The 24,977-nt window shown below is 75.5% G+C and carries 22 protein-coding genes; 7 read left to right on the top strand and 15 right to left on the bottom strand.

The annotated features are described in order from the left end of the window. Positions 1-3: 3 nt before the first annotated feature. The 7 genes from ABT026_RS23925 to ABT026_RS23895 form a co-directional block, all read right to left on the bottom strand. Entirely contained in the window at positions 4-1,245 is a 1,242-nt protein-coding gene (locus ABT026_RS23925) for a glycosyltransferase (protein WP_351117184.1), read from the bottom strand. Beyond that, positions 1,242-2,192 carry a glycosyltransferase gene (locus ABT026_RS23920; protein WP_351117183.1) on the bottom strand — a complete coding sequence of 317 codons (951 nt, stop codon included), beginning with the start codon at positions 2,190-2,192 and terminating at the stop codon, positions 1,242-1,244. Before ABT026_RS23920 ends, ABT026_RS23925 begins: the two co-directional genes overlap by 4 nt. Next, complete coding sequence (locus tag ABT026_RS23915) at positions 2,189-3,193, bottom strand: glycosyltransferase family 9 protein (protein WP_351117182.1); 1,005 nt, start codon at positions 3,191-3,193, stop codon at positions 2,189-2,191. The genes ABT026_RS23920 and ABT026_RS23915 overlap by 4 nt, the downstream gene beginning before the upstream one ends. After that, positions 3,190-3,750, bottom strand: a complete 561-nt coding sequence (locus ABT026_RS23910; protein WP_351117181.1) for a D-glycero-alpha-D-manno-heptose-1,7-bisphosphate 7-phosphatase — start codon at positions 3,748-3,750, stop codon at positions 3,190-3,192. The genes ABT026_RS23915 and ABT026_RS23910 overlap by 4 nt, the downstream gene beginning before the upstream one ends. Beyond that, complete coding sequence (locus ABT026_RS23905) at positions 3,747-4,805, bottom strand: glycosyltransferase family 2 protein (protein ID WP_351117180.1); 1,059 nt, start codon at positions 4,803-4,805, stop codon at positions 3,747-3,749. The genes ABT026_RS23910 and ABT026_RS23905 overlap by 4 nt, the downstream gene beginning before the upstream one ends. Beyond that, positions 4,802-6,427 (bottom strand): carbamoyltransferase family protein, encoded by a 1,626-nt coding sequence (locus tag ABT026_RS23900; RefSeq protein WP_351117179.1) that lies wholly within the window; start codon positions 6,425-6,427, stop codon positions 4,802-4,804. The genes ABT026_RS23905 and ABT026_RS23900 overlap by 4 nt, the downstream gene beginning before the upstream one ends. Before the next feature lie 249 nt (positions 6,428-6,676). After that, on the bottom strand, positions 6,677-7,666 hold the full coding sequence (locus ABT026_RS23895; protein WP_351117178.1) for an NAD-dependent epimerase/dehydratase family protein: 990 nt from the start codon (positions 7,664-7,666) through the stop codon (positions 6,677-6,679). Positions 7,667-7,799: 133 nt separating this feature from the next. Between ABT026_RS23895 and ABT026_RS23890 the strand changes: the two genes are divergently transcribed. Together ABT026_RS23890 and ABT026_RS23885 are read left to right on the top strand one after the other, a co-directional pair. Further along, the gene (locus ABT026_RS23890; protein WP_351117177.1) at positions 7,800-8,219 is read left to right on the top strand and encodes an SRPBCC family protein; all 420 of its coding nucleotides are present in this window, start codon (positions 7,800-7,802) and stop codon (positions 8,217-8,219) included. A 98-nt stretch (positions 8,220-8,317) separates the two neighbouring features. Further along, complete coding sequence (locus ABT026_RS23885; protein ID WP_502968044.1) at positions 8,318-9,700, top strand: chloride channel protein; 1,383 nt, start codon at positions 8,318-8,320, stop codon at positions 9,698-9,700. On the opposite strand, the gene ABT026_RS23880 is transcribed toward ABT026_RS23885, so the two are convergent. Genes ABT026_RS23880 through ABT026_RS23865 form a run of 4 tightly spaced genes read right to left on the bottom strand, consistent with a single transcriptional unit; the run spans position 9,645 to position 14,678 of the window. Continuing rightward, a complete protein-coding gene (locus ABT026_RS23880; RefSeq protein ID WP_351117176.1) occupies positions 9,645-10,781 on the bottom strand; it encodes an XdhC family protein in 1,137 nt (378 codons plus the stop codon). The two genes, ABT026_RS23885 and ABT026_RS23880, sit on opposite strands and share 56 nt — an antisense overlap. A 29-nt stretch (positions 10,782-10,810) precedes the next feature. Then, on the bottom strand, positions 10,811-13,303 hold the full coding sequence (pucD, locus tag ABT026_RS23875; protein WP_351117175.1) for a xanthine dehydrogenase subunit D: 2,493 nt from the start codon (positions 13,301-13,303) through the stop codon (positions 10,811-10,813). Further along, a complete protein-coding gene (locus ABT026_RS23870) occupies positions 13,300-13,788 on the bottom strand; it encodes a (2Fe-2S)-binding protein (RefSeq protein ID WP_351117199.1) in 489 nt (162 codons plus the stop codon). Before ABT026_RS23870 ends, pucD begins: the two co-directional genes overlap by 4 nt. After that, the gene (locus tag ABT026_RS23865; RefSeq protein ID WP_351117174.1) at positions 13,788-14,678 is read right to left on the bottom strand and encodes an FAD binding domain-containing protein; all 891 of its coding nucleotides are present in this window, start codon (positions 14,676-14,678) and stop codon (positions 13,788-13,790) included. The genes ABT026_RS23870 and ABT026_RS23865 overlap by 1 nt, the downstream gene beginning before the upstream one ends. A gap of 263 nt (positions 14,679-14,941) precedes the next feature. On the opposite strand from ABT026_RS23865, the gene ABT026_RS23860 reads away from it, so the two are divergent. From ABT026_RS23860 to ABT026_RS23850, 3 genes are all read left to right on the top strand, one after another. Next, positions 14,942-16,669: a PucR family transcriptional regulator gene (locus ABT026_RS23860; protein ID WP_351117173.1), complete on the top strand. Its 1,728-nt coding sequence runs from the start codon at positions 14,942-14,944 to the stop codon at positions 16,667-16,669. A 161-nt stretch (positions 16,670-16,830) separates the two neighbouring features. Next, on the top strand, positions 16,831-17,634 hold the full coding sequence (locus ABT026_RS23855; RefSeq protein ID WP_351117198.1) for a hypothetical protein: 804 nt from the start codon (positions 16,831-16,833) through the stop codon (positions 17,632-17,634). 53 nt (positions 17,635-17,687) lie between these two features. Next, complete coding sequence (locus ABT026_RS23850; protein WP_351117172.1) at positions 17,688-18,365, top strand: Type 1 glutamine amidotransferase-like domain-containing protein; 678 nt, start codon at positions 17,688-17,690, stop codon at positions 18,363-18,365. 40 nt (positions 18,366-18,405) lie between these two features. On the opposite strand, the gene ABT026_RS23845 is transcribed toward ABT026_RS23850, so the two are convergent. Beyond that, positions 18,406-19,230, bottom strand: a complete 825-nt coding sequence (locus tag ABT026_RS23845; protein ID WP_502968043.1) for a GntR family transcriptional regulator — start codon at positions 19,228-19,230, stop codon at positions 18,406-18,408. Between the two features lie 144 nt (positions 19,231-19,374). Between ABT026_RS23845 and ABT026_RS23840 the strand changes: the two genes are divergently transcribed. Then, positions 19,375-20,223: a (2Fe-2S)-binding protein gene (locus tag ABT026_RS23840; RefSeq protein ID WP_351117169.1), complete on the top strand. Its 849-nt coding sequence runs from the start codon at positions 19,375-19,377 to the stop codon at positions 20,221-20,223. Positions 20,224-20,474: 251 nt separating this feature from the next. Further along, positions 20,475-21,464, top strand: a complete 990-nt coding sequence (locus tag ABT026_RS23835; protein WP_351117168.1) for a DUF2637 domain-containing protein — start codon at positions 20,475-20,477, stop codon at positions 21,462-21,464. Positions 21,465-21,538: 74 nt separating this feature from the next. Here the strand turns inward: ABT026_RS23835 and ABT026_RS23830 are convergent, their stop codons facing one another. From ABT026_RS23830 to ABT026_RS23820, 3 genes are all read right to left on the bottom strand, one after another. Next, positions 21,539-22,096, bottom strand: coding sequence for an ATP-binding protein (locus ABT026_RS23830; RefSeq protein ID WP_351117167.1), 558 nt, complete (start codon positions 22,094-22,096; stop codon positions 21,539-21,541). Between the two features lie 134 nt (positions 22,097-22,230). After that, complete coding sequence (locus tag ABT026_RS23825; RefSeq protein ID WP_351117166.1) at positions 22,231-23,973, bottom strand: pyruvate dehydrogenase; 1,743 nt, start codon at positions 23,971-23,973, stop codon at positions 22,231-22,233. Between the two features lie 92 nt (positions 23,974-24,065). Then, on the bottom strand, positions 24,066-24,974 hold the full coding sequence (locus tag ABT026_RS23820) for a protein phosphatase 2C domain-containing protein (protein ID WP_502968042.1): 909 nt from the start codon (positions 24,972-24,974) through the stop codon (positions 24,066-24,068). Between the last annotated feature and the right edge of the window lie 3 nt (positions 24,975-24,977).

The raw sequence follows: 24,977 nt of genomic DNA, 5'->3' as shown, positions 1-24,977 counted from the left end.
CCATCACGCCACCTCCGAGGAAGAGAGTTCGCGGCCGGCCGCCACCTGGCGGTAGACCTCTTCGACGCCGTCCGCGACGCGCCGCCAGGTGAAGCGGTCCAGCACGCGGGCCCGGCCCGCGGCGCCGTAGGCGCGGCGCAGGGCGTCGTCGTCGAGCAGTTCGCGGGCCGCCAGGGCCAGGGTCCCGGGGTCGTCGGGCGGGACCAGCCGGCCGGTGGTGCGGTCGGCGACGCTGTCGCGGTGTCCGCCGACGTCGGTGGCGAGCACCGGGACGCCGCAGGCCATCGCCTCCAGCGGGACGATGCCGAAGGGTTCGTAGGAGGGGGTGCAGAGCACCAGGTCGGCGCTGCGCATCAGGGCGGGCATCCGGTCGCGGGAGACCGCGCCGAGCATCCGGAGGCGGTCGGCGACGCCGAGCTCCTCGGCGAGGGCGAGCAGCCGGGCCGCCTCGGGGACGGCGTCGGCGAGGTCCGGGGCGTTCTCGGTGCGGCAGGCGAACGGGCCTCCCACCACGAGGAGTTCGGTGTCGGGGATCTCGGCGAGGGCCCGCACCGCCCGGTCGTAGCCCTTGCGGGGCACCAGGCGTCCGCAGGCCAGCAGCCGGCGCCGGTACCGGCGCGCGGGCGCGCCGGTCAGGTCGGGACCGGGCCGGAACTCGGTGGTGTCGACCCCGCAGGGCACCACCGAGACCCGCTCGCCCGGTACGCCCATGGCGGCGAGTTCGGCGACCTCGTCGGAGCAGGTGGCGATCACCCGGTCGCAGTCGCCGCCCAGCCTGCGCTCCAGCGACAGGCGCTGGACGGGGCTGGTGTCCAGGGCGCCCTGGTGCCGGCGCTTGACGGTGCCGAGGGCGTGGAAGGTCTGGACGACGGGGATGCCGTGCGGGCGGGCGCCGTCGCGGGCGGCCAGTCCTGACATCCAGAAGTGGGCGTGCACGGCGTCGGGCCGCTCGCGCGCCCACACCCGGTCCAGGTGTTCGCCGAACTCCGGCATGTGGGCGAGGAGTTCGTCCTTGGGGATGGGCTCGGCCGGCCCGGCGGGCACGTGGTGGACAACGGTGCCGGCAGGCATCCGCACCCGGTCGGGCAGGCCGGGGTCGTCGCGGCGGGTGTGGACGGTGACGTCGTGGCCGCGCCGGGCCAGTTCCTCGGACAGGCGGGCCACGTACACGTTCTGGCCCCCGGCGTCGGGTCCGCCGAGCGCGGCGAGCGGGCTGGCGTGCTCGGACACCATGGCGATCCTCATCGGGTCACCTCCTTCAGCAGCCGTTCCCAGTCGTCGAGGAAACGGGACAGCCCGTAGCGGGCGAGCGCGGCCGCGCGGGCACGTTCGCCGACGGCCCGGGCGTGGTCCGGGACGGCGACGAACTCCCGTACGGCGTCCGTCAGTACGTCGAGGCGGTTGGAGACGACTCCGGCGTCCTCGGGCACCGCCTCGGTCACCTCGGTGGTGGCGAGGGCGACCACCGGCATCCCCAGGTGCATGGCCTCCAGGAGGGAGAGCCCCAGGGAGGTCCAGCGGACGGGGTGCACGTAGACGCGGCGGCGGGCCATCTCGGTGTGCAGGTCGCGCTGGGCGAGTTCGTGGTCGCGGCAGCGTTCGGGGTCGACGCCGAGGGCGTCGGCGAGGCCGTGGGTGCCCATGCCGAAGACGTCGAGCGGGGCGGCGTGCGCGAAGTGCGGGAGCAGGTCGGTGCCGGTGGTCCGGCCGCGGCGCAGCGGTTCGTTGACGACCACGGCGGCGCGCGGGAGTTCGCCGGTCCACAGCGGCCCGGGGTCGACGATGCCGTGTTCGATGACCGTGGTCGGCGTGGAACCGGCGTCCCACATCAGGCGGTTGAAGTGGGTGACGTGGACGAGGGTGACGCCGGGCAGGTCGGCCGCGGGGTGGCGGGTGTCGGGGACGTCGCCGTCGGGGGCGTTGTGCTCGAGGTAGACCATGGGCGGCCGGCGGCCGAGCCACCGGTCCACCAGCTCGATCTCGTGCGGCCGTTGCACGACGACGAGGTCGATCCCCGCGTCCCGCAGGTCCCGCGGCGGCAGTTCGACCACGGAGTCCGGCCAGTCGAAGGTGCGGGCCCGGCCGAGCCCGTCGGGGCCCCTGTCGGGGGTGACGGGCACGACGTAGGTGTGCGGGCCCTGGACGAAGGCGGTCGTCCACGAGCCGTGCACGTGCCAGATCAGGATCCTCATCGGGACACCATCACTTTCTCCACCGCGGCGAGCACGTCGAGCCCGGTCACCGTGTTCAGGCAGGGGTGGCCGGGGAGCGGACAGGTGCGGGCCCTGCTGTCGGCGCAGGGCGCCTCCTGGTCGCCGAGCAGGAGGTGCGGGACGCCCCAGGGGCGCCAGCGTCCTGCGGGCACCACGGGGGCGAAGAGCGAGACCACGGGCGTGCCGACGGCGGCCGCGAGGTGGGCGGGTCCGGTGTTGCCGGTGACCACCGCCCGGGCGCGGGAGAGCACGCCGGCCAGGGTGGGGGCGTCGGTGCGGCCGCCGAGGTCGAGTCCGTGGCGTCCGGCGACGCGGGCGGTCAGCTCGCGCTCGCCGGGCCCGCCGGTGACCAGCACCCGGTGTCCCGCGGCGGCCAGTTCGCGGACCGCCTCGGCGCAGCGCTCGGGGGCCCAGGCGCGGGCCGGGACGCTGGCCCCGGGGTGCAGGACGACGTAGGGCTCGGGTCCGGTGAGCGCGCTGGTCTCCGGGGGCGGCAGGACGGCGAGGCGCCCGTCGTCGTCCTCGGCGGGCGGGAAGCCGGCGGCCTCGGCCAGCCGCAGCGCGGCCTCGGCCTCGTGGTCGTGGCCGGCGCGGTGGTGACGGACGTCGAGCAGGGCGCCCGGGTAGTCCTCGCTGTCGGCGGCGATCCGGCCGACCCCGGCCAGGCGCAGCAGCAGGGCGGTGGGCAGCGGCGACTGGTGGAAGGAGGTGAGGATCAGCGCGGTGTCGGCGCCGAAGGCGGCGATCCGGTCGACGGTCCGCGCGATGTCGGCGCGGTCCACCGGCGGCGGCTCGAGGCCGACCCAGGGGGCGTCCCAGACGATCACCCGGTCCACGCCGGGCAGCAGCCGGGCGGCGCTCTCGCCGCGCGGGCCGCACAGCAGGGCCACCTCGTCGGCACGGCGGGCGACCGCGCGGACGGCGGGCCCGGCGAGCAGCACGTCGCCGAAGCTGTCGAGCCGGGCCACCAGGGCTCTCATGCGGGCCTCCCCGCCTCGACCGTCTGCCCGGCGCAGTCGAGGTAGGCGACCACCAGCCGGACCGCGCTCAGCAGGTCGGGGGCGACCGCGGGGGCGGTCTCGATCTCCTCGACGCGGGTGGCCGCCGTGGGCACCAGGACGGCGCGCGCCCCGGCCCGCCGTGCGGCCTCGACGTCGGCGCCGATGTCGCCGATCACCACGCAGCGTCCGGCGGGGACGCCGAGGCGGGCGGCGGCGGACTCCACCATGCCGGGGGCGGGCTTGCGGCAGAGGCAGTCGTCCTCGGGGCCGTGCGGGCAGATCTCCCACACGTCGAAGGGCCCGAGGAGCTTCTCCACCTGGGCGTTGACGGCGTCGACCTGGGCCCGGGTGAGCAGGCCGCGGGCGATCCCGGACTGGTTGCTGATCACGCCGACGGGCAGGCCCCGTTCCCGCAGCAGGGCGAGTGCCTCGACGGCGCCGGGCATCGGGCGGACCCGGTCCGGGTCGCCGTTGTAGGGGACGTCCTCGACGAGGGTGCCGTCACGGTCGAAGAGGACGGCGGTCGCGGGGCTCACGGGCCGGCCACCTCCTGCCAGGGCCGGGCGTCGCGGTGCCGCCACAGGCCCTCCAGCCGGTGGCGTACCGCGGCGGGCGGGATGAGGACGCTGGTGACCAGCATGGTGACCACCTCGTCGCGGGTGCGCGGCCCGGGCGCGATGCGCGCCCAGGCGAACTCGGCGGTGCCCAGCGCCCAGCCGAGGGCGGACAGCGAGGCGGCCTTCGGGCGTCCGGCGGCGGCGAGCAGGCAGGCCGCCGCGCCGGCCGCGGTGACCGCCAGGTGGCGGCGGATCCGTCCGCGCGGGGCGGCCGCCTGCTTCCACCAGTCGGCGCCGTGCAGCCGCAGCATCAGCGCGTCGTCGGCGTTGCCGCGCTGCTGGCGCAGCGAGACCCAGCGGTCGGCGGGGCGCACCGGATGGCGGGTGGTGCGCCGGCCCCGGCGGATCTGCCAGCCGGCGCCCAGGACGCGCAGCGCCAGGTCGGCGTCCTCGCGGAAGGCGCGGGGGAAGCGTTCGTCGAACCCGCCGACCTGCTTGAGGGCGTCGGCGCGGTAGACCATGTCGGCGGTGATCCACAGGGCCTGGGCGAGCCCGGCGGTGGCGCGCTCCCAGTCGGTGGGGCGGCGCTCGCCGGGCAGCGGCACGGCGATCACGCCCTGGATGCCGCCGGTGTCGGGCTCGGCGGTGGCCAGGTCCTCGGTGATCTGGTCGCACCAGTGGGGGCCGACCTGGACGTCGTCGTCGAGGAACGCGATCCACGGGGCGGCGGCCGCCCGGGCGCCGGTGTTGCGGGCCGCGGCCGGTCCCCGGCCGCCGCCGCGCAGCACGGTCGTGCGGGCCCTGAGGTCGCCGAGGACGGACAGCGGGTGCTCGAGCGCGGTCCGGTCGTCGGCGGCCGCTCCCGGGCGGTCGTCGACCAGGACGATCTCGGCCGGCTTGGGCCCGTGGGCGGCGACCAGGGAGGCGAGGCAGTCGGCGAGGGTGTCGCGGACCAGGGTCGGGATCACCACCGCGTAGCCGGGCCCCTCGGCGGGCCCGGTCCCGGCCCCCGGCGTCTCGGCGGGGCCCGTCATGCGAACATCCCGGCGCGGCGGACGGCGAAGGGGCCGATGGCCAGCAGGTCGACGGGCGCGGAACCGAAGCACTCCAGGGCGTCGCGCGGGTCGTCGACCATGGGCCGGCCGGCCGTGTTGAGGCTGGTGTTGACCACCACCGGCAGGCCGGTGCGCCGTTCGAAGGCGTGCAGCATGCGGGCCACCAGGGGCTCCCGGCGCTCCTCGACGGTCTGGATGCGGGCGGTGCCGTCGACGTGGACGACGGCCGGGATGCGGTCGCGCCAGACCTCGGCGACCTCGTGCACGAACAGCATGTAGGGGCTCGGCAGCTGCCCGGTGAAGATCTCCGCGGCCCGGCCGGCGACGACCATCGGGGCCACCGGGCGGAACTCCTCGCGGCCCTTGACCCTGTTGAGGCGTTCGAGGTTCTCCGCGCGGCCGGGGTGGGCCATCAGGGAGCGGTGGCCGAGCGCGCGGGGGCCGAATTCGCTGCGGCCCTGGAACCAGGCGACGACGCCGTCGCGGGCCAGTTCCTCGGCGACCGTCTCGGCGATGTCCGCGGGCTCCTCGAAGGGGACGGCCGCCTCCTGGAGGATCGCCCGCAGCTCGTCGTCGGACCAGCCGCGGCCGAGGTCGGCGCCGGGCATCGGCTCGGGGTGGTCGCTGAGGTGCAGGGCGCCGCCGAGGGCGGTCCCGGCGTCGCCGGCCGCGGGCTGCACCCAGACGTTCCGGAACGGTCCCATCGCGGCGATCTTCGCGTTGGCCACGCAGTTGAGGGCGACGCCGCCGGCCAGCGTGAGCGACTCGCCGCCGCCGGCGCTGTGCAGCCAGTGGACCAGTTCCAGCATGACCTCCTCCAGCACCGCCTGGGCGCTTGCCGCGAGGTCGGCGTGGTCCTGGGTCCACGGCTCGTGTTTGCCGCGCGGCGGGGCGTAGGCCGCCCAGTCGACGCCGTGGGCGCGGAAGCCGCCGTCGCCGGTGGCGTGGACGTGTTCGCGCAGCTGCTTGTGGAAGCGCGGCTTCCCGTAGGAGGCGAGCGCCATCACCTTGAACTCGTCGCTGCTGCGCAGGAAGCCGAGGTGGGCGGTGAGCTCCTCGTAGACCAGGCCGAGGGAGTGCGGCAGCGCCTGGGTGGCCAGGATGTCCAGCTTGCCCTCGGTGTAGCGGCCGGCCAGGTGGGAGGAGGACTCGCCGCGGCCGTCGAGGACCAGCACGGCGCTGTCCGGGAACGGCGAGGCGGGCCCCGCGGAGGCGGCGTGCGCCACGTGGTGCGGGACGAAGACGACCCGGTCGGGGTCGAGGCCGGGCAGCGCCTCGGCGAGGAACTCCGGTGCGCGGCGGGCGTATTCGAGGCGCAGCGGGTCCCACGGGTCGTCCAGGCCCATCCGGTCCGCCGGGCGGGCCAGCCGGGGGTCGAACGAGTAGGCGACGGCGTCCAGTTCCTCGGGGCGGACGCCGGCGTGCTCCAGGCACCAGCGGGCCGACAGCTCGGGAAGCTCCCAGGCGGAGAAGGGGACCGGGCGCTTGCCGTGCTTGCGCCGGCTGAAGCGTTCCTCCTCGGCCGCGGCGACCGTGCGGCCGTCGACCACCAGGGCGGCGGCGGGGTCGTGGAAGAGGGCGTTGATGCCAAGGATGCGCATGGAGTGCTCCGTCCCGGACGTGGCGTCGGGGTCTGGCGGTCTGAGCGGTCTGAGCGATCTGTGCGGTTCGGGCGCCGGGCCGTCGGGGGCGGGCCCGGTTCGTCCCGCGTCGCACCTGGCGGCGCGGGTGGGCGGGTGCCGAATCGGGGGGCGGCGAAACCCGGGGCGGACCACGGTCACCCGGTTGGCGCGCCCACCGCGCGGACGACCGTCCGCGGTGTGCGCGGCGGCCGCCCGCGTGGGTGGGGCTCAGGCCGCCTGGGCCGTTCCGGCGAACCAGCCGATGGTCTCCCGGAGCCCGTCGCTCCAGCTGGTGCGCGGCTGCCAGCCGAGGCGTTCGTGGGCCAGCGTGGTGTCGGGCCGGCGCCGTCCCGGGTCGTCCACCGGGCGGTCGACGAAACGGATCCGCGAGCCGGAGCCGGTCAGCTCGATCACCCGGCGGGCCAGTTCCAGCATGGTGATCTCCTCGGAGCCGCCGATGTTCATCGGTCCGGTCTCCTCCGACGCGGCCAGGGCGAGCACGCCCTCGACGGTGTCGTCGACGTAGCACAGCGAGCGGGTCTGCCCGCCGTCGCCGGCCACCGTGAGCGGCATGCCGTCCAGCGCCTGGGAGATGAAGGTGGGGACCGCGCGGCCGTCCCCGGTCCGCATCCGCGGGCCGTAGGTGTTGAAGATCCGCACGATCCCCGCGGCGGTGCGGTTCACCTGGCGGTGGGCGGTGGTGAGCGCCTCGGCGAACCGCTTGGACTCGTCGTACACGCTGCGCGGGCCGACGGGGTTGACGTTGCCCCAGTACGCCTCGTGCTGCGGATGTTCGAGGGGGTCGCCGTAGACCTCGGAGGTCGAGGCCAGCAGGAAGCGGGCCTCGTCGACGCCCGCCCGCTCCAGCGCGTGGCGGGTGCCGGTGGAGCCGACCTCCAGGGTCTGCAGCGGCAGCCGGAGGTAGTCGGCGGGCGAGGCCGGGCAGGCGAAGTGCAGCACCAGGTCGAACCGGCCCGGCAGGTCGGCCAGCAGGCCCGGTTCGGTGACGTCGCCCTGGACGAAGCTGAAGCCGCTCCCCTGCTCCAGGTCCAGCACGTTGGCCCTGGAGCCGGTGCAGAGGTTGTCCACGCAGACCACCTCGGTGCCCTCGGACACGAGCCGGGCACAGAGATGAGATCCCACGAAACCGGCGCCGCCGGTGACCAGGGCGCGTCGCCAGGGGCGTCGGGGTCGGCCGAACCAGTTGGGGCGGCTCATACGCCTCTCCTTCCTCTCGCCTGCGGCGGGGGACTGCGGACCGCGAGTACCCGGTTCGGGCGGCGCATGTCGAAGGCTCACCCGGTTGGGCGAATGCCGGGGTCGGGGGGCAGGGGTTCTCTACCATCGGCGGATGGCCGAATTCCTGATCGAGCGCACGGTGCCGCTGCCCCTCGACGAGGCGTGGCGGCGGGTGACGGACTGGCCCCGGCACGGGAAGGCGGTCCCCTTCACCCGGGTGACGGCGGACGACCGGTTCGTGCGGGCCCGGACGGGGGTGGGGCCGGTGGGGTTCCTCGATCTGATGGAGATCGCCGTCTGGGACCCGCCGGCGGCGGGCGCCGGCGGCCGCTGCCGGCTGGAGAAGCGCGGCCGGGTGGTGCTGGGCTGGGCCGAGCTGGAGGTCCGGCCGGGGCCCGGCGGCAGGGCCCACGTGGTGTGGCGCGAGGACGTCCGGCTGCGGTTCCTGCCGGGCCTCTTCGACGGCGTGCTGCGCGCCGTCGGGCGGCACCTGTTCGGCCGCGCCCTCAACCGGCTGCTGCGGTGGGAGTGACGCCGCCCGGGCGCGCGTGAGGTGCGGGGCGCGCGGGCGCCGCGTTGACTGGTCCGGGACCCCTGACGCCAGGCGCCCGCGACCCGCCCGAGGAGAACGTGAGCACTTCCCCGGACTCCACCCCCTCGCCCGCTCCCGCGACGGCCCCGCCCGCCGCCGGCACCGCGGAGACGGCGCTGCGCCGGACCCTGCTGAGCCGGGGCTACCTGCGGCTGCTCCTGCTGTCCGCGCTGCTCGGCGTGCCGGTGGCCCTGGCCTGCTTCTTCTTCGTCGCGCTCCAGCACGAGCTCCAGCACTGGGTGTGGACCTCGCTGCCCCAGGCTCTCGGGCACTCCGCGCCGCCCTGGTGGTGGCCGCTGCCCGCGCTGCTGCTGGCGGGGCTGGTCCTGGCGCCGATCGTGACCCGGCTGCCGGGACGCGGCGGCCACCTGCCGGTGAACGGTCTGGGCGGGCCTCCCGTCGGGCCGGCGGCGCTGCCGGGCGTCGTGCTCGCCGCGCTGCTCACCCTCCCGCTGGGCGTGGTCCTCGGGCCGGAGGCCCCGCTGATGGCGGTCGGCAGCGGACTGGCGCTGCTGGCGCTGCGCCTGCGCAAGGGGGCGGACGATCCGCAGGCCGCGGCGGTGGTGGCCACCACCGGCTCCACCGCGGCGATCTCCACGATCCTCGGCGGGCCGATCGTGGCCGCCGTGCTGGTGGTGGAGGCGGCCGGGGTCGGCGGCGCCCGGCTGGTGGCGCTGCTGCTGCCGTGCCTGACCGCGAGTGCGACGGGTGCGCTGGTCTTCACCGGTTTCGGGCACTGGACGGGACTGTCGATCGGCGCCCTGACCCTGCCGTCGTCGGCCCTGCCCCGGGTGGGTCCGGACGCGGGCGACTTCCTGTGGGGTCTGCCGCTGGCCGCGCTGATCGCGGTGGTGATCACCCTCGCCCGGCGTCTGGGGCGGCGCACCGCGGCCTGGAACGGGAGCTCCGCGGGCGCCCCGACGGCCTGGCGGGTGGTCGCCTGCGCCGTGGCGGTCGGCGTCTGCGTCGCCGCCTACGCGCTCATCACCGGGCGTTCGCCGGCCGAGGCCGCGCTCTCCGGGCAGGCCACGCTCGCCGAGCTCGCCGGCCGTCCGCACGCCTGGCCGGTGGGGGCGCTGCTCGCGCTGGTGCTCTTCAAGGGGCTGGCGTGGGGCATCAGCCTCGGCAGCCTGCGCGGCGGCCCGATCTTCCCGTCGGTCCTGCTGGGCGCGAGCGCGGGCCTCGCCTGCTCCGGGCTGCCGGGGCTCGGCACCACCCCGGCGCTGGCCCTGGGCATCGCGGCGGCGGCGACCGCGGTGACCGGGCTGCCGCTGACCAGTTCCGTGCTGGCGGTGCTGCTCATGGGGCGGGCGGCGCACGACCAGATGCCGCTGATCGTGCTGGCGGCGGTGGTGTCGGTGGTCGTCACCCAGGCGCTGGACCGGACGGCCGGGGATGGATCGGGATCTCCCCGCCCCTGAGGGGCGCGCCGGTGCCTCCCCGGCGGCAGGCGACGATCTCGGCCGCGATGGACAGGGCCGTCTCCTCCGGGGTGCGGGCGCCGAGGTCGAGGCCGATGGGGGACCGCAGGCGGGCGAGGGCCTGTTCGTCCACGCCCTCCTCGCGCAGGCGCGCCAGGCGGTCCAGGTGCGTGCGGCGGGAGCCCATCGCGCCGACGTAGGCGACGTCCAGGCCGAGCGCGGCGGTCAGCAGCGGGACGTCGAACTTGGGGTCGTGGGTGAGGACGCACAGGGCGGTGCGGGAGTCCACGACGGTGTTCTCCAGGTAGCGGTGGGGCCAGTCGACGACCACCTCGTCCGCCTCGGGGAAGCGGCTCACGGTGGCGAAGACGGGGCGGGCGTCGCAGACGGTGACGTGGAAGCCGAGGAACCGGCCCGCGCGCACCAGGGCGGCAGCGAAGTCGACCGCGCCGAAGACGATCATCCGGGGCGGCGTCGCCGAGGTCTCCACCAGCAGCGAGAGCGGTGCCCCGCACCGCGAGCCCTGCTCTCCGATCTCGATGAGGGAGGCGTCGCGCCCGGCGTCCAGCAGGGCCTCGGCCTGCTCGGCGACGGTCCCGTCGAGGTCGCTCCCCCGGCCGAAGCCCCCGGAGACGGCGCCGTCCGCGCCGACGAGCAGGGCGCGGCCGAGCAGGTCGGCGGGGCCTTCCACGATCCGCGCCACGGCGGCCGGCTCGCGTCGCCGCGCCGCCGCGACGGCGGCCGCGTACACCGGGCGCACCGCGTCGCCCACGCGCACCGGCACGACCAGCACCTCGACGGTCCCGCCGCAGGTCAGGCCGACCGCGATCCCGTCGGCGTCCGCGTAGCCGAAGCTCTCGCGCACCGTGCGGCCGTCCTCCAGCGCCCGCAGGCACAGCTCGTGGACGGCGCCCTCGACGCAGCCGCCGGAGACCGACCCGACCGCCTCGCCGTCCCGGTCCACGGCCAGCGCCGCCCCGGGGAGCCGGGGGGCGCTGCCGCCCACGGCGACCACGGTGGCGACGGCGAAGTCGCGGCCCTGGCCGATCCAGCCGTGCAGTTCCTGCGCGATGTCCAGCATGGCCGCACTCCTTTCCGCCGTGCGGACGTCTACCCGTCCGTGAGGTGTTCCGGCCGCACCGGCGCCCGCCGCAGGTCGAGGCCGGTCGCGGCGCGCACCGCGGCCAGGATCGCCGGCGTCGAGGACAGGGTGGGCGCCTCGCCCGCCCCGCGCAGCCCGTAGGGGGCGTTGGCGTCGGCCAGTTCCAGCACCTCCACCGGCATCGGCGGGGTGTCGAGGATGGTGGGGATGAGGTAGTCGGTGAAGGAGGGGTTGCGGACCAGTCCGGTGGCCCGGTCGACCACGATCTCCTCCATCAGCGCCACCCCCAGTCCCTGGGTGCTGCCGCCCTGGATCTGGCCGACCACGGCGAGCGGGTTGACGGCCTTGCCCACGTCCTGGGCGCAGGCCAGCTCCACCACCTTGACCAGTCCGAGTTCCACGTCGACGTCGACCACGGCGCGGTGCGCGGCGAAGGAGTACTGGACGTGGCCGTCACCCTGCCCGGTGTGCCGGTGGAACGGCTCGGTGGGCCGGTGGCGCCACTCGGTCTCCACCTCGACCACCTCGTCGCCGAGGATCTCCGCCAGGGTGGCCAGCGCGGTGCCGTCCTCGGCGACCACCTCGCCGCCCTCCAGCCGCAGCCCGTCCGTCGACCCGTCGGACGCCCAGCCGGGCCGCGTGGCGCCGAACCGTGCCAGGCCGAGCTCGAGCACCTTCTCGCGCACCAGCTCGCAGGCCCGCTTCACGGCGCCGCCGGTGACGTAGGTCTGACGGGACGCGGACGTGGATCCGGCGCTGCCGACCCGGGTGTCGGCCGGGTGGATGGTGACCTGGGAGACGCCCAGCTCGGTGCGCGCTATCTGGGCGTGGACGGTGACGCCGCCCTGGCCGACCTCGGCCATCGCGGTGTGCACCGAGGCGACCGCCTCGCCCCCGGCGGCCTCCAGCCGCACCCGGGCCGTGGAGTAGTCGTCGAAGCCCTCGGAGAAGCCGACGTTCTTGATGCCGACGGCGTACCCGACGCCGCGCACCACGCCTTCGCCGTGGCTGGTGTTGGACAGTCCGCCGGGCAGCGCCCGCACGTCGACCGCGCCCGTCCCGGTCTCCCAGGACCGTTCCTCGGGCAGCGGCAGTTCCTTGACCCTGCGCAGCAGTTCGGCCACCGGCGCGGGCGAGTCGACGACCTGCCCGGTGGGCATCACCGAGCCCTGGGTCATGGCGTTGCGCTGCCGGAAGGCGACCCGGTCCATGCCGACGGCGTCGGCGAGCTTGTCCATCTGCGCCTCGTAGGCGAAGCACGCCTGGACGGCGCCGAAGCCGCGCATCGCGCCGCAGGGCGGGTTGTTGGTGTAGAGGGCGAGCGCCTCGACCTCCACCGCGTCCACCTCGTAGGGCCCGACGCCCAGCGAGGCGGCGTTGCCGACCACGGCCGGGGAGGAGGAGGCGTAGGCGCCGCCGTCGAGCACGATCCGCGCGCGGACGTGGGTGAGCCTGCCGTCCTTGGTGGCGCCGTGTTCGTAGACCAGCCGGGCGGGGTGGCGGTGGACGTGGCCGAAGAAGGACTCGTACCGGTTGAAGACCATCTTCACCGGCCGTCCGGTGCGCAGGGCGAGCAGGCAGGCGTGGATCTGCATGGAGAGGTCCTCGCGCCCGCCGAACGCGCCGCCGACGCCGGCCAGGGTCATCCGCACCTTGTCCTCGGGCAGGCCGAGGACGGGCGCGATCTGCCGGAGGTCGGCGTGCAGCCACTGGGTGGCCACGTACAGGTCGACGCCGCCGTCCTCCGCGGGGACGGCCATGCCCGACTCGGGGCCGAGGAAGGCCTGGTCCTGCATCCCGAACTCGTACTCGCCGCGGACCACGAAGTCGGCGCGGGCGGCGGCCTGTTCGACGTCGCCGCGGACGATCGGCTGGCGGTGCACGACGTTGGGGTGCGGGACGTGCGGGGCGTGGTGGTCGGTGCGGCCCTCGTGGATCAGCACCGCGTCGGGCGCGGTGGCGCTCGCCTCGTCGGTGATCAGCGGGAGTTCGCGGTACTCGACCTTGATCTTCGCCGCGGCGCGGCGGGCGATCTCGGGGTGGTCGGCGGCGACGGCGGCGACCGGCTCGCCGTGGTGGCGGATCCGGCCGTGGGCGAGGACGGGGGTGTCCTGGATCTCCAGCCCGTAGTGCCGCACCTCGGTGGGCAGGTCGTCGTAGGTCAGCACGGCGTGCACGCCGGGGGTGGCCAGCGCCTCGGAGACGTCCACGGAGAGGATCTCGGCGTGGGCCACGGTGGACCGCAGCAGGTGCCCCCACAGCATGTGCTCGTGCCACAGGTCGGAGGAGAAGGCGAACTCCCCGGTGACCTTGAGGATTCCGTCGGGCCGCAGCACCGACTCGCCGACGCCGCCCGCGTTGCCGGCGCGCCGGGCGAAGCGGGTGGGCAGCCCGGCCAGCGGGCCGCGCGGCGCGAGCTCCGAGCGCACCCCCGGAATGACGGGCGCGGGACCCCGGCCGGTGAGGCCGGTCGTGCCGCGCGGGGCGGTGCCGTCGCTCATGCCCGGTCCCCTTCCGGCTCGGCGGAGCGCCGGGCGGCGGCCAGCCGGACCGCGTCCATGATCTTCTCGTAGCCGGTGCAGCGGCACAGGTTGCCCGAGAGCGCCTCGCGGATGTCCGCGTCGGCGGGCTTCGGGTTCCGGTCCAGCAGGTCGTCGGCGGCGACCAGCAGACCGGGGGTGCAGAAGCCGCACTGGACCGCTCCGGCGTCGACGAACGCCCGCTGCACGGTGGACAGTTCGCCCTCCGGCGCGAGGCCTTCGACGGTGACCACCTCGCATCCCTCGGCCTGTCCGGCGGCGACCAGGCAGGCGCAGACCGGCACCCCGTCCAGGCGGACGGTGCAGGAGCCGCACTCGCCCTGCTCGCAGGCGTTCTTGGAGCCGGGCAGCCCGAGCCGCTCGCGCAGCACGTAGAGCAGCGACTCGCCCTCCCAGACGTCGTCGGCCTCCCGGGGGCGGCCGTTGACCGTCATCCGGACGCGCATCATGCGGCTCCCTCCGTGGCGCGGGCGCTCCCGCGGTACTCCTCCCAGGCCCAGCCCAGGGTGCGGCGGGCCAGCACGCCCACCGCGCGGCGGCGGTAGGCGGCGGTGCCGCGGACGTCGTCGATGGGTGAACAGGCGGCGGCGCACAGGTCGGCGAAGTGCCGCGCGGCCGCGGGCGGGACGACGCGCCCGGTCTCCCAGCAGCGTTCCTCCTCCAGCACCCCGCCGAGGAACTCCTCGGCCTCGCGGGCGCGCACGGGGGTGGGGGCGGCGGAGCCGATGCCGGTGCGCACGGAGCGGGTGTGCGGGTGCAGCGCCAGGCCGAAGGCGCACACGGCGATGACCATGGCGTTGCGGGTGCCCACCTTGGCGTACTGCTGCGGGCCGTCCGCCCGCCGTACGCGGACGGCGCGGATCAGCTCGTCGGGGGCGAGCGCGTTGCGCTTGGGCCCCAGGTAGAAGTCGTCGATCGGGATCAGGCGGGTGCCGCGGGCGGAGACGGCCTCGACCTCGGCGCCGGCCGCGAGCAGGGCCGGGTGCGCGTCGCCGGCCGGGGAGGCGGTGCCCAGGTTGCCGCCGACGCCGCCACGGTTGCGGATCTGCGGGGAGGCCACGGTGTGCGAGGCGAGCGCGAGGCCGGGCAGCTCCGGCCGCAGCTCTTCCATGATCCGCGTGTAGGGGACGCCGGCGCCCAGCCGGACGGCGTCCCCGTCCCTCTCCCACTGCGTCAGCTCGGCGATCCGGCCCAGGTCGAGCAGCCGCTCGGGGCGGCGGTGGCCGAAGTTCAGCTCGACCATGAGGTCGGTCCCGCCGGCGAGGGGCACCGCGTCGGGGTACTCGGCCTTCGCCGCGAGCGCCTCCTCCCAGCCGGCCGGTCGTAGGAATTCCATGCCTGGGCCGCTCCTCCTGGACTGGGTCCACGCCCCGTGGCGCGAAGGGGTGGTCCGATACCTGTTGACGCTCGCTCCGGCCAGTACACCGCCCCCTCACCCGGTCGGGTCAGTCGCCGAAGGCACGAAGGAATTCGCTGGCCAGGACTTCCATCTTGTAGATTCGTATGAAAGAGGGGTCCGTGCGAACCGTGCGTTTCCGTACGGGAACACGGCGGGCTCGCCTGCCCCACGACTTCGAGACCTGAACGGCGGCGACTGGAATGCGGCTCCGCGCACTGCTGGACACCCCCGGGCTCGGCCTGCGGCTGCTCGGCGGCGAGGACGAGCTGGACCGCGCGGTGCGCGGCGTCATGACCACGGACCTGAAGGACCCCAGCCGCTACCTCGCAGGTGGGGAGCTCGTCCTGACCGGTCTCGCCTGGCGTCACGAGCCGGCCGACTCGGAACGGTTCGTCCGGATTCTCGCCGATGCGGGCGTCGCCGCCCTCGGGGCCGGGGAGGCCGAGCTGGCGGGCATCCCGGACGACGTGGTCGAGGCGTGCGCCCGGCACCGGCTGCCGCTGTTCGCGGTGGACGAGTCCGTTGCGTTCGCGAGCATCACCGAGCACGTGGTGCGCCAGGTGTCGGGCGAGCGGGCCGGGGACCTGGCGGCGGTCGTGGAGCGCCACCGCCGGATGATGACGGCGGGCCCGGCCGGGGGCGGCCCGGACGTGGTGCTGGAGCTGCTGGGCTCGGACCTCGACCTGCGGGCCTGGGTGCTCTCCCCGGCCGGCCGCCTGATCGCGGGCCCCAAGGACGCCGGCGCCTCGCTCGCCCCGGAGGCCCGCACCCGGCTGGCCGCCGAACACCTGGCCGCCGCGCGCGCCGGACGACGGGCACCCCATCGGGTGACGGCCGCCGGGGTGACGTACTCGCTCTTCCCGGTCCGGACGGCCGCCCGCCCCGAGCGGCCCGGCCAGGCCGTGCGCCGGGAGGCCGCCCCGGCCGGTCCGGCCCTCTCCGACTGGCTGCTCGTCGTCCAGGCCGACGCCGCCGAGTGGCCCGACGCCCGGCTGGACCTGGTGAACGGGGTCACCCAGCTGGTGGCCGTCGAACGCGAGCGCCGCGAGGCGGGGCGCACGGTGCGGCGCAGGCTGGCCCAGGAACTGCTCGAGCTGGTCCAGGCGGGCGCCGCTCCCGGCGAGATCGCGGCCCGCCTGCGGGTGGCCGCCCCGGTGCTGCTGCCGGGCCTGGACGCCGCCCCGGACTGGCAGGTGGTGGTGGCCCGCGTCGAGTGGCAGGGGGCCGAGGACGGCGCCGAGGGCGCCCGCCGGGCGCAGGCGCTGCTGGAGGAGCTGCTGGCCGACCCGTCGGCGGCCGGGCCGGAGCCGTCCGACCGGCTGGCCGTGGCGGTCGCCGGGGAGGAGGCGGTCGCCCTGGTGCCGCTGCCGCCCTCCGGCGACGACGCCCGCGGCGCGGCCGAGGAGACCGGCGCCGCGGACCGGCAGCCGCAGGGTCTGTCGGCCGAGTCGCTGCTGGCCGCGGTCCGCGAGCCGCTGGCGGCCGGGCTGGGCGACGAGGGCCGCGTGACGCTGGGCGTCAGCGCCGCCGTGCACAGCGCGGAGGGACTGCGCGGAGCGCTGGAGGAGGCCCGGCACGCCCGCCGGGTGGCCGCCGCCCGCCCCGGCGCGGTCTGCGCGGCCGGCCACCAGGAGCTGGCCTCGCACGTGCTGCTGCTGCCGTTCGTCCCCGACGACGTGCGGCGCGCCTTCACCGCCCGGCTGCTGGACCCGCTGCGGCAGTACGACGGGCGCCACCGGGCCGAGCTGATCCCGACGCTCGAGGCGTTCCTGGAGGCCGACGGCTCGTGGACGCGGTGCGCCGCCCGCCTCCACCTGCACGTCAACACCCTGCGCTACCGGGTGGGCCGCATCGAGCAGTTGACGGGGCGTGACCTCTCCCGGCTGGAGGACAAGCTCGACTTCTTCCTGGCCCTGCGGATGAGCTGACCTGGGCGGTATCCGGCCCGGGGCACCCGGGGTCCGGCCACTTTGTGAAATGTTTCACCCGACCTCTTGGCCGGAACATCTGAATCGTGCTGAGATTCCGCCACCACCACATCCGGCTCGATGACGGCGTGCTCGGGGAGGGCAACGTGGCGTACACCGCCATGTCCGGTACCGCGACGAACACCGCAACACCCGCAGAAGGCGAGACACCGCAGGAAGCCGTATGGCGGCTGCGCTCGAGGGCGTGCTGGGCGGACGCGGCGGCCCTGCTGCCGGGCGACGGCCCCGAGGACACGCTGCAGCGGGCCGCGCTCCTGGTGGAGCGCTGTCTGTACACCGAACAGGGCTGGGAGGACGCCGAGGACGCGCTGCGCACGGCGGAGGCGGCGGCCCGCACCCCGGAGGAACGCGGGGCCGCGGCCTGCGAACGGGGCTTCCTGGCCTACGCGGCCACCCTGCACGGCGTACGCGACCGGGCGGACGAGGCCCGCGCCGCGCTCGGCCGTGCCGCCGCGCTGATCCCTCCCGCGACGCCCCGGCGGGCACTGCTGGACTTCCGGCGCGGTCTGGTCGCCCAGAACCTCGCCGAGGCCCCGCAGGCGGCCCGCGCCGCCTACCGCAGGGCGCATGCCGGGGCCACCGCGCACCCCGACCCGCTGCTGCTCTCCTTCACCTGGCGGCACCTGGCCACGTTGGCGCTGCGGGACGGCGACGTCGCGGAGGCCCGGCACGGTTTCGCCGAGTCGCTGCGGCTGCGGGAGGAGATCGGCTACCTGGTCGGCACCGCCCCGGCGCTGGTCTCCCTCGCCGCGACGGAGCCGGCGAGCCGGGCCCGCCGCCTGCGCGCCGAGGCGCGCCGCCTGCACCGGCTGCTGGGCGGCGTGCCGACCTGGCTGGCCCCGCAGGTGGAACCGGACGACACCGAGGCGCCCGACGAGCCGGTCGCCACGGACGGCGCCGCCTGACACGCGCTGTCCGACCCCACCCGAAGGCCGCCGGCCCCCACCCGAAGGACGTCATGCGCCACCTCCTCACCTCCGGCGGCGTCAGCAACCGGAGCATCCACGACGCGCTGGTCGGCCTCCTCGGCAAGCCGGTCGCCGAGTCCACCGCCCTGTGCGTCCCCACCGCCTCCTACGGGCACCCCCTGGTCACGCCGTCGAGGGCCTGGGACTTCATCGCCGGCCGGTCGTCCACGCCGATGTGCGACCTCGGCTGGAAGTCGCTGGGGATCCTCGAGCTGACCGCGCTGCCGAGCATGGACCGGGAGCGCTGGGTCTCCTGGGTCCGGGAGGCGGACGCGCTCCTGGTGAACGGCGGCGACGCGCTCTACCTGTGCCACTGGATGCGGCAGTCCGGACTGGCGGACCTCCTGCCGTCGCTGCGCGACACCGTCTGGGTGGGACTGAGCGCCGGGAGCATGGTGATGACCCCCCGCGTCGGCGAGGAGTTCGTCGAGTGGGAGCCGCCCACCGGCGACGACACCACCCTGGGGGTCGTCGACTTCTCGATCTTCCCCCATCTGGAGCACCCGTCGCTGCCGTGGAACACCATGGCCAACGCCCGGCGCTGGGCGGCCCGGATCGGCGGTCCGGCGTACGCGGTCGACGACGACACGGCCTTCGTGGTGGAGGAGGACGGCACGGTCGAGATCGTCTCCGAGGGCCGCTGGGAGCTGCTGACGCCCGGCGCGTGACGCCCGGGGACGGAGTGCGCGGACGGGCGCCGTGCGGGAACTACCCCTCCGCGCCGGCGAAGTGCTCCCCCACCAGCCGGCGGACCACGTCGAGGTCCTGCGCCACCAGGGCGTCCAGCAGCGCACCGTGCTCGGCCGCGTCGGCGAGCAGTTCGGCGTGTCCGCGCGCGCCGGCCGCGCCGCCGGTCCGCGGCCACTGCGAACGGCGGTGCAGGTCCTCGGTGATGCGCACCAGCTCGGCGTTGCCCGCCAGGGAGAGCAGTGCCCGGTGGAAGGCCCGGTCGGCCTCCGCGTAGGTGGCCGCGCAGCCGGACGACGCGGCCAGCACGGTCCGCTCGGCCAGCGGACGCAGTTCGGCCCAGCGCCCGGCCGGCACGGTGCGGGCCAGGCGCAGCACCACCGGGACCTCGATGAGGGCCCGCACCTCCGCCAGCTCGGCCAGTTCGCGGGCCCCGCGCTCGGCGACCCGGAAGCCGCGGTTGGGGACCACCTCGACGGCCCCCTCGAGGGCCAGCTGCTGCATCGCCTCACGCACGGGCGTCGCCGACACGCCGAGCCGCTGCCCGAGGGCGGGGGCGGAGTGCACCTCGCCGGGCGCGAGCTCCCCGGAGACCAGGGCGGCCCGCAGGGCCTGAAGCACCTGCTCGCGCACCGAGGCGCGCCGCACCACGCGTGGCGCGTACGGCTCCCTGGGTCCCGGCAGCGGTCCCGTGGCGGTCGCCGGGCCGTCCTGGGGGTGCTCGCCGCGGGCTCCGGCCCCCGCCCCGCCCTCCGGGGTGCCGCCCGTGGCGTCGGGCCGCGGCCACGCCCCTTCGCCCGCTCTCTCTCGCGGGCGTGCCTGCTCCACGGGGACCTCCTGGGCCATGACTGCGGATTCCGGTTCGGGTTCCGGATCCGGGCTCCCAGCACGATAGGGGGCGGACGCCGGTGTTCCCACCCCCGGCCCGTATGAGTAAGGTAAGGCTTACCTGTCAACGCCTGATCATGCTCACGGGAACGGGAGTCCGTCGTGCCCCTTGCCACCTCGGCCTTTCAGGACGCGTACGACCGGCTCACGGCCGCCTTCCCGCACCTGACCGTGACGGAAGTCGCTCCCGGCGAGGCGCTGCCCACCGAGCACGCCGACCCCGAGCCCGGGTGGGCGTCCTCGGCCGGCTTCACCGAGGACGGCCCGGAGATCGCCGGTCTGATCGCGCGGGACGGGGCGATGGTCGAGCAGTACTACGGCAGGCCCCCGCGGCCCGACGTCGGCGCCTCCCTGGCCCTGCACCGGTACGCCTGGCCGGTCTGCCTCCTCTTCACGGTCCCCGCCTTCCTCTCCCGCCGGGTGCCGCGGCTCACCGTGGACGACGTGGCCGTGCACCTGGAGACGGGGCGGATCGCGGTGCGGCCCCGGACCTTCGCCTGCCTGCCGGACGACCCGGCGGCCGCCCTGCCCGGCGCCCGGGTGGTGCCCGACGAGGACGCCCTGCGCGCCGAGGTGCGGGCCGCTGCGGCCGAGCACCTGGGTCCGGTCCTGGCCGTCTTCGGCCCGCGGATGCGGCGGCGCGGCCGGTCGCTCTGGGGCATGGTGACCGACGAGATGGCCGAGGGCCTGTGGTACGTCGGCAACCTACTGGGCGAGGAGCGGCGGGCCGTGGAGGAGCTGGGCCGGATGCTGCCCGGCGCCACCCTGCCGCTGCCCGGCGCGGCGGGTTTCCGCGAGCTGCCCGGGCCGGGCGGCGCCCCCCTCACCACCCGCGACCGCGTGACCTGCTGCCTGGCCTACACGCTCGCCGAGGACAGCACCTGCGTCACCTGCCCGCGCACCTGCGACACCGAGCGCGTGGCCAAGCTGACGGCTGTGCCCGCGGCCTGACACGGCCTGACATCTGGTCGGATTTGCGCCCGGCGCCGTCAGACGGCCGCCTCACGCACCACCCGTGCGCGGGATTGCTTTTCGAACGCAACTCAGCTTTCACGTACGGCAGTTCGACCCCGAGGCCGCCAACCCGGGGCCGATCGCCACCCCCTCGGTTCCTCTTGCCCCGAAACCCGGTACGCCGGTCTCCGGTTGGGCCAACATGGCCGCCAGCCAGGCCACCCAAGCCCGACGCAAAGGGACACCGGATGAGATTGACCGACGTTTCGCTGAATTGGCTGCTTCCCGGCGCCGTACTGCTCCTCGGTGTGCTGGCCGCAGTGGCGGTGCTCGCGCGCGGCCGGAAGTCGTCGACGGCGGGCCCGGCCTCCTCGGACGACTCCTGGGAGCGCAGTGAGGAGCGCCGCCGCCGCAAGGAGGCGGTGTACGGCACCGCCTCCTACGTCCTGCTGTTCTGCTGCGCCGCGGTGGCCGCCGCGCTCTCCTTCCACGGCCTGGTCGGCTTCGGCCGCCAGAACCTGGGCCTGTCCGGCGGCTGGGAGTATCTGGTGCCGTTCGGCCTCGACGGGGCGGCGATGTTCTGCTCGGTCCTGGCGGTGCGCGAGGCCAGCCACGGCGACGCGGCCCTGGGCTCCCGGATGCTGGTGTGGCTGTTCGCGGGCGCGGCCGCCTGGTTTAACTGGGTGCACGCGCCGCGGGGCCTGGGCCACGCGGGCGCGCCGCAGTTCTTCTCCGGGATGTCGCTGTCCGCGGCGATCCTCTTCGACCGCGCCCTGAAGCAGACCCGCCGCGCCGCACTGCGCGAACAGGGCCTGATCCCGCGCCCGTTGCCGCAGATCCGGGCGGTGCGGTGGCTGCGCGCCCCGCGCGAGACCTACCGCGCCTGGTCGCTGATGCTGCTGGAGGGCGTGCGCAGCCTGGACGAGGCGGTGGAGGAGGTCCGTGAGGACAAGCGGATGCGGGAGCAGTCGCGGCGGCGGGACAGGGAGCAGAAGCGGGTGGAGCGGGCGCACCTCAAGGCGGTGAGCCGCGGGCACGCCCCGGCCGCGCTGACCGAGCGGGCGGCGCCCCAGGTCGAGCTCGAGCGTGCCGACGGCGCCGCCGCCTCGTCGGAGCCCGAACAACTGCCCCTGCGCAGCCGCCCGTCGCTGCCGGCTCCGGAGGAGGACACCATGGCCCTGCGCCAGCTCGACACCCTGGAGCGCAAGCTGAAGGACCTGGAGCAGCAGTTCGGCTGACCCGACGCCGGCCGCCTCGGTCGGGCAGCCGCCGCCACCGGCCGCCTTCGCCGGGCAGCCGACGCCGCCTCCCCTCAGACCCGGACCGGTCCGGCTCCCGTGCGGGCCAGCTCGAACCACACGGACTTGCCGAGGGCGTGACCGCGCACCCCCCAGGCGTCGGCCAGGGTGGCCACCAGCAGGAGGCCTCTGCCGCCGGTGGCCTCGTCGTCGGCGTCCTCTCCCGCCGGGAGCCGCGGGGGCCGGCTGCGGACGAAGTCCCGTACCTCGACCCTCAGCCGCCGCCCGGTGACCGTCACCTTGAGCACCGCTCCGTGGCCGGTGTGCACCAGGGCGTTGGTGACCAGTTCGGTGGTGAGCAGCTCCGCCGTGTCCACCAGTTCCGCGTCCAGCGGGCGGCCCGGCACGTCGCACCGCACCAGCTCCCGTAACGCCCGCCGCGCCCGTGGCACGGCGCCCAGGTCCGCCCGGCGCAGGCGCTGCCTGAGCCGGGGCGGCCGTATGCGGAGGCGTGGCCGGCCGACCGCCTGCCGATCGGCCGCCTGCGGATCCGGTGGCGCGCCTGGTCCGGTGGACGGCTCCGCCGCGTCGGCGACGGTGGAGACGCCCGCCTGTGATGCCTGCCTCTTCATGAGCCCCCGTTCACACCGAGTCGCACGTCCCTTTCTCGAACGCGCTCACGAGATGCATGCCCGCGTCCGGAACGCGGCACTCATCCCGTTCCGGCGGGCGGCCGGGCGGGGGCGGGGCGATCGCCGGGACCGGCTCAGGGACGGGGCACGTTGCGCAGGTTGGAGCGGGCCATCTGCAGCATCCGGCCCACGCCTCCGTCGAGCACCACCTTGGAGGCGGAGAGCGCGAAGCCGGTCACCATGTCCTTCTTGATCTTCGGCGGGATGGACAGCGCGTTCGGGTCGGTCACCACGTCGACCAGGGCGGGGCCCTTGTGCCGGAACGCCGCCTTGAGCGCGCCCGGCAGGTCCTTGGGCTTCTCCACCCGCACGCCGAAGGCTCCGCAGGCCTGGGCGACGGCGGCGAAGTCCGGGTTGGTGTTGGCGGTGCCGTGCGAGGGCAGCCCGGCCACCAGCATCTCCAGCTCGACCATGCCCAGCGAGGAGTTGTTGAAGAGGACCACCTTCACCGGCAGGTCGTACTGGACGAGGGTGAGGAACTCCCCCATCAGCATGGCGAATCCGCCGTCGCCGGACATCGACACGACCTGCCGGTGCCGGTCGGTGAACTGTGCCCCGATCGCCATCGGCAGCGCGTTGGCCATCGAGCCGTGGGAGAAGGAACCGATCACCCGGCGGCGCCCGTTGGGGGTGATGTAGCGCGCCGCCCAGACGTTGCACATGCCGGTGTCGACGGTGAACACGGCGTCGTCGTCGGCCATTTCGTCGAGGACCGAGGCCACGTACTCGGGGTGGATCGGGACGTGCTTCTCCACCTTGCGGGTGTAGGCCTTGACCACGCCCTCCAGCGCGTCGGCGTGCTTCTTGAGCATCTTGTCGAGGAAGCGGCGGTTGGTCTTCTCCTTCACCCGGGGGATCAGGCACTTCAGCGTCTCCTTGACGTCGCCCCACACCGCCAGGTCGAGCCGGGAGCGCCGTCCGAGGTGCTCGGGGCGCACGTCGACCTGGGCGATCTGCACGTCGTCGGGGAGGAAGGCGTTGTACGGGAAGTCGGTGCCGAGGAGGATCAGCAGGTCGCACTCGTGGGTGGCCTCGTAGGCGGCTCCGTAGCCGAGCAGGCCGCTCATGCCGACGTCGTAGGGGTTGTCGTACTGGATCCACTCCTTGCCGCGCAGGGCGTGGCCGACCGGCGACTTGATCAGCTCGGCGAGCCGCATCACCTCCTCGTGCGCGTCCTTGCAGCCGGCGCCGCAGAACAGGGTGACCTTGCCGGCCTTGTCGATCATCTCGACCAGCGCGTCGAGTTCGGCGTCCCCGGGACGGACCGAGGGGCGGCTGGTGACCAGCGCGGTGTCGTAGGCGCCCTCGGGGGCCGGCTCGTCGGCGATGTCGCCGGGCAGGGTGACGACGCTGACGCCGGAGCGCCCCACCGCGTGCTGGATGGCGGTGTTGAGCAGCCGCGGCATCTGCGAGGGGCTGGAGATCATCTCGCTGTAGTGGCTGCAGTCGCGGAACAGCCGGTCGGGGTGGGTCTCCTGGAAGAAGCCGAGCCCGATCTCCGAGGAGGGGATGTGGGAGGCGAGCGCCAGCACGGGGGCCATGGATCGGTGCGCGTCGTACAGGCCGTTGATCAGGTGCAGGTTGCCGGGGCCGCAGGAGCCGGCGCAGGCGGTCAGCTGCCCGGTGACCTGTGCCTCGGCCCCGGCCGCGAAGGCGGCGGCCTCCTCGTGGCGGACGTGCACCCAGTCGATGCCCTTGTGGCGGCGTACGGCGTCGACGACGGGGTTGAGGCTGTCCCCGACCACCCCGTACATCCGCCGTACGCCCGCGCGGGTGAGGATGTCGACGAACTGCTCGGCGACGTTCTGCTTGGCCATGGGTCCGCGTGCCCCTTCGCTGCGTGCTCACGATCCGAGTCCGGACCGCTCGTGTCCCCGTTCTCGGGACCATCAATCCACGTGGGGCCCGATCACGCCTCCCAGACGGCCGCCGCCGTACGGTCGTCGGCGTAACCCTTCACCCGCACCTGTACGTCCGACAGGAAGCCGGCGAGCCCGGGCGGCTCCGGCGCGACCCACCTGCGGCCCAGGTGGGCGAGGAGCGCGGGTTCCCCGGCGAGCGGGTCGGACAGCCCGGCGGCGCACATCAGCAGCCGGTCCCCCGGCCGGGCGACACAGGTGCGGAACCTGAACGGTTCGCGGGGCGGCTCGGGGGCGGGCTCGTAGGGGCTCGGCGGCGTCGTGATGCCGAGGTCCAGGGTCAGCTCGCCGGGCTTCGCGGCGGGACCGGCCGGGCTGGGCTCGAGGTCCTGCCAGTCACCGTCCCGCAGCCGGTACAGTCCGCCGTCGCCGACGCCGAAGAACACGCGGGTACGGCACTCGGGGTCGGCGGGCAGCAGCAGGCAGCGCAACGTCGCCTCGTCGCCGCCGGAGCTCCATCCCTCGACCCGTGCGGTGGCCCGCAGGCGGCCGAGGCTGCGGTCGGTGAGCCGCTGAAGTCCGGCCCGCAGGTCGGCGCGGCGGCCCTCGCGGATGTCCTCGGCGAGGCGGGCGGCGCTGCGGCCGACGGCCTGGGCGATCCAGCGGCACGCCGCGGAGGCGGCCCGCTGTCCGGCGGGGGTGGCGCGGGCGCCGGTGGCCACGGCGACCAGCACCAGCGCGCGGTCGCCCACCCCGAACCGGGCGGTCAGCAGCGCGTCGCGGCGCACCTCGCCCCGGTAGCGGGCCGAGTCCCCGCGCACCGAGGCGACCCGCAGGGTCAGGCCGCCGTGCCGGGCGCCGTCCAGCACGGTGTCGGGGACCAGGTCCTCCAGGGCGGCGGGGTCCGCCATCGGCAGCGACGTGGGCTCCGCGTCGTAGCTCGGCGGCGCGTCCCCCACGTA

This window comes from Streptomyces sp. NPDC002734, from assembly GCF_040295685.1.
GTDB lineage: Bacteria > Actinomycetota > Actinomycetes > Streptomycetales > Streptomycetaceae > Streptomyces.
The sequence above is the reverse complement of the archived record's forward strand: the minus strand, read 5'-3'. Positions and strand labels throughout refer to the sequence as shown.